Origin of the sequence: Arthrobacter sp. TB 26 (genome assembly GCF_000427315.1) — a bacterium.
Classification (GTDB): Bacteria; Actinomycetota; Actinomycetes; order Actinomycetales; family Micrococcaceae; genus Arthrobacter.
In genome coordinates this window covers 408-4,874 of record NZ_AUPJ01000299.1, presented here as the reverse complement: position 1 = coordinate 4,874, position 4,467 = coordinate 408, and the positions used below count along the sequence as shown (strand labels likewise).

Sequence of the window (4,467 nt, the reverse complement as noted above, 5' to 3'; positions counted from 1 at the left end):
CGGGCCTCCAGCCGGGTGACGTTCCCGCCTTCCTCATCGCTGCCGATGACCGCGAGCGGGTTGGCATCCCGGACGGAGGCCGAGAGCCGGGCCAGCTGGGCCGGGTCTGCGGGATCGATGTTCTGGCTGAAGTAGACCACGCCCGCAACGCCCCGGCGCAGGGCGGCCGCGAGCCACGGCGGCACGGTCTGGCCGGAGAATCCCGGCCAGATCACGGCGTTAACCAGCCGGAGGAGTTCCGCGTGGCCGATGCCGGGCGTACTTTCCTGGCTGGTGCCCGCCGTATCGCCGGCGGAGGTGCGTGGGCTGCCCGAGGTTTCGAAGGTTTTGGTCTCTTCCCGGATCGTCATGCGCCCCACCCTACCCAGAGCCCCGGACCCGGAACCCCGCGGGACATGCCCATTCTTGGTGCCAAGGAGTGGGCACGATGGGATTATGTCCAGTCCTGGGTCGGTGCGGGGGGCATGTCCGGTGGCGTTGGGGCGGGGCGGAATTCTGGCCCGGGGGACATGCCCATTCTTGGTGCCAAGGGGTGGGCACGATGGGTTTATGTCCAGTCCTGGGTCGGTGCGGGGGGCATGTCCGGTGGCGTTGGGGCGGGGCGGAATTCTGGCCCGGGGGACATGCCCATTGTTAGTGCCAAGGAGTGGGCAGAATGGGTTTATGTCCAGTCCTGGGTCTGTGCGGAGGGCATGTCCGGTGGCACCGGAGGGCATGTCCAGTGGGGCCGGGAAGGATCGGGGCCCAGCACCGGGGTTAAACGGCAACGCGGGGCCACTGTGGGTCCATCCCCGCTGCTGGAGATGGGCCGCATGTGACCCCGCGCTGGTGTGGTGTGGCTGGCTGTCCTAGGCAGCGGCCGCCGTGCTGTAGGCCTGCTGGATGACCGAGCCCCAGTACGGGCCGTACATCGTGGTGGACTTGCTGCCGTAGCCGTAGCTGTTGACCGAGTTCTGGTAGCCGGTGGAGCTGGAACCGATGAACCACGGGCCGCCCGAGGATCCGCCGGTCATGTTGCAGGGGATGCCCTGGGAGTTGAACTGCGGGTTGTACGGGTCGTTCGTGGCCGTGCCGCTGCAGCTCTTCAGGGATTCACCGTTGAAGGGTGCCGCCGCCGGGTAGCCGAAGGACTTGTAGCTCAGGCCGCGGGCGGCGTTGAACTGCACGCCCGAGGCGCCGACGACATCCGCCAGCTTCTGGCCATTGAGGGTGTTCATGACCGCGAAGCCGGTGTCGTACGTCATGTCGCCGCCGGAGCTCCACTGGGTCGGGGCGTAGAGGGCCTTGGCGGTCCACATGCCGTAGGGGGCGGAGCCGTTCAGGTAGGCGGGGACGAAGGTGAACTTGGTGGCGAAGGCGCCGGGGCCCTCGTTGACGCAGTGCCCGGCCGTGGAGACGGTGCTCTTGTTCGTGGAGGAGACCGAGTTGCCGGAGCACACATAGTTGGTGCCGCCGAGGGTGAAGAAGACCTTCCCGATGTGCTTGACCGGGGTTTCGCTCGCGTTGGCCCTTGGCTGGAGCTGCTGGACTTCCTTCGCCTGCAGGCTCGGGGCCAGGGCCTCGACGGTGCTCGGTGCTCCCGCTTCCGCCGGGCGGTTCAGGGCGGCCTTGGAGTTGGCGCCGCGCTGCACTGCCTTGTCGGCCAGCACGTCACCGGGGATGGCGTTGCGCATCCGCTCCTCCGTCCAATACTCCGCTCCGCCGGTCTCGACGACGGCGTGGCTGCTGACGCCCGACGTCTCCGTCGGTGCCTTGCCGGTTGCCGGGGCGGCGCTCGCTGCGCCCGCAGCGCTCAGCGCCAACAGCGCCGCTGCCGAGAGGGTGAGAAGGCTGGTGGCCAGAGTCTTGGGTGTTCTCATGGGTGTCCTAACCGGTGGAAAGCGGGGCGGCCGCCGTTGATGGCCGCTGTGATGGGAACGAAACTACGGGACTTTGACGAATCTGTAAAGCATCTTGTCAATTTCTGTCATGGCATGTTGCGGGCGTCATGGAGTTTGGGGCGTACGACACCGGTAGGCGGCAACCCGGCTCCCTCGGGTAAGTTAGGGATGTTGAAATGGCACTAAATTCCGGAAATACCCAGACCTTCAGGGAGACGCCCGAGCAATGGCAAAGATTATCTATACCCACACCGACGAAGCGCCGATGCTGGCAACCTATTCGTTCTTGCCGATTGTCGAAGCCTTCGCTTCGACGGCCGGTGTGGCAGTGGAGACCCGCGACATTTCGCTGGCCGGCCGCATCATCGCCGCGTTCGGCGACTACCTCACCGAAGAGCAGCGCGTCAGTGACGCCTTGGCTGAACTCGGGGGCCTCGTCAAGAAGCCCGAAGCCAACATCATCAAGCTGCCCAACATCAGCGCCTCGACGCCGCAGTTGAAGGCCGCCATCGCGGAACTCCAGGGGCAGGGCTACGCCCTCCCGGACTACCCGGACAACCCCTCCTCGGACGAGGAGACGGACATCCGCTCCCGCTACGACAAGATCAAGGGTTCCGCCGTCAACCCGGTGCTGCGCGAAGGCAACTCCGACCGCCGTGCACCGCTCTCGGTCAAAGCCTACGCCCGGCAGAACCCGCACAGCATGGGAGCCTGGACCGCCGAGTCCAAGACCAACGTCGCCACGATGGACACCGATGACTTCCGCTCCAACGAGAAGTCCGTGGTCATCAAGGCCGACGGAAACATCAAGATCCAGCTGGTCAAGGAAGACGGCACGGTCAAGATCCTCAAGCGGGCCTTCCCCGTCCTCGCCGGCGAGGTCATCGACGGCACCGTGATGCGCGCCGCCGCCCTGGACAGCTTCCTCGCGGCGCAGGTTGCACGCGCCAAGGAAGAGGGCGTGCTGTTCTCCGCCCACCTCAAGGCGACCATGATGAAGGTCTCGGACCCGATCATCTTCGGGCACGTCGTCAAGGCATACTTCGCCGAGCTCTTCGACACCTACGGCGCCCAGATCGCCGCCGCCGGCCTGAGCCCGAACAACGGCCTGGCCTCCATCCTCAACGGCCTCGAGGACCTCCCCGAAGAGATCCGCGGCGACGTGGAGGCTGCCATCAAGAAGGGCCTGAATGACGGCCCCGAGCTGGCCATGGTCGATTCCGACAAGGGCATCACCAACTTGCACGTCCCCTCCGACGTGATCGTGGACGCCTCCATGCCGGCCATGATCCGCAGCTCCGGCCACATGTGGGGCCGCGACGGCCAGGAAGCCGACACGCTCGCCGTCCTCCCGGACAGCAGCTACGCCGGCATCTACCAGGTGGTCCTGGACGACTGCCGCGCCCACGGCGCCTTCGACCCGACCACGATGGGCACCGTCCCGAACGTTGGCCTGATGGCCCAGGCCGCTGAGGAATACGGCAGCCACGACAAGACCTTCGAGATCCAGTCCGCCGGCACCGTCCAGGTAGTCGACGACGCCGGCACCGTACTGATCGAGCACCAGGTTGCCCCGGGCGACATCTGGCGTGCCTGCCAGACCAAGGACGTGCCGATCCGCGACTGGGTCAAGCTGACCGTCACCCGTGCCCGCGCCTCCGCCATGCCGGCCATCTTCTGGCTGGACAAGGGCCGCGCCCACGACGCCCAGATGATCGCCAAGGTTGAGGAATACCTCAAGGACTACGACACCGAGGGCCTCCAGATCGACATCATGACCCCTGAGGATGCGACGGCCTTCACCCTGGAACGTATCCGTAAGGGCGAGGACACCATCTCGGTGACCGGCAACGTGCTGCGCGACTACCTCACGGACCTGTTCCCGATCCTGGAACTCGGCACCAGCGCCAAGATGCTCTCCGTGGTTCCGCTGATCAACGGCGGTGGCCTCTTCGAAACCGGTGCCGGTGGCTCCGCCCCGAAGCACGTCCAGCAGCTGCTCAAGGAAAACCACCTGCGCTGGGACAGCCTGGGCGAGTTCCTGGCCCTCGCCGTCAGCTTCGAGCACCTGGCCACCTCCACGGGCAACGCCCGCGCGCAGATCCTGGCCGACACCCTGGACCGCGCCACCGGCACCTTCCTGCTGGAGAACAAGTCCCCGAAGCGCAAGGCCGGCGAGCTCGACAACCGCGGCAGCCACTTCTACCTGGCCAAGTTCTGGGCCCAGGAACTGTCCCGCCAGACCGACGACGCCGAGCTGGCCGCGGCGTTCGCCGCCGTCTCCGGAGCGCTGGATTCCGGTGAGCAGACCATCGTCAGCGAACTCCTGGCCGTCCAGGGCTCCCCGGTGGATCTCGGTGGCTACTACCACCCGGACGAGGCCAAGGTCACCGCAGCCATGCGGCCCTCGGCGAAGTTCAGCGAAGTGCTGTCCCTGCTCGGCTAACAGCCGTTCAGCGCAACGCAGACGCCCCGCCTCCCATCAGGGAAGCGGGGCGTTTTGCTGTTGCGGCTAGCCGTTGCCCTTGCCCTTGCCTTTGGCCTTGCCGCTGTCGGCCGGCGGCACGGGCACGACGGCGGGCGGGGG

The 4,467-nt window shown here is 66.6% G+C and carries 2 protein-coding genes; one reads left to right on the top strand and one right to left on the bottom strand.

Annotated elements, in window-relative coordinates; genetic code table 11:
• Window positions 1–848: 848 nt before the first annotated feature.
• Window positions 849–1,859: a trypsin-like serine peptidase gene (locus K789_RS0110810; protein ID WP_024366777.1), complete on the bottom strand. Its 1,011-nt coding sequence runs from the start codon at window positions 1,857–1,859 to the stop codon at window positions 849–851.
• Window positions 1,860–2,106: 247 nt separating this feature from the next.
• Here K789_RS0110810 and K789_RS0110805 point away from each other — a divergent pair, with 247 nt between their 5' ends.
• Window positions 2,107–4,326 (top strand): NADP-dependent isocitrate dehydrogenase, encoded by a 2,220-nt coding sequence (locus K789_RS0110805; RefSeq protein ID WP_024366776.1) that lies wholly within the window; start codon window positions 2,107–2,109, stop codon window positions 4,324–4,326.
• The last annotated feature ends 141 nt before the right edge of the window (window positions 4,327–4,467 follow it).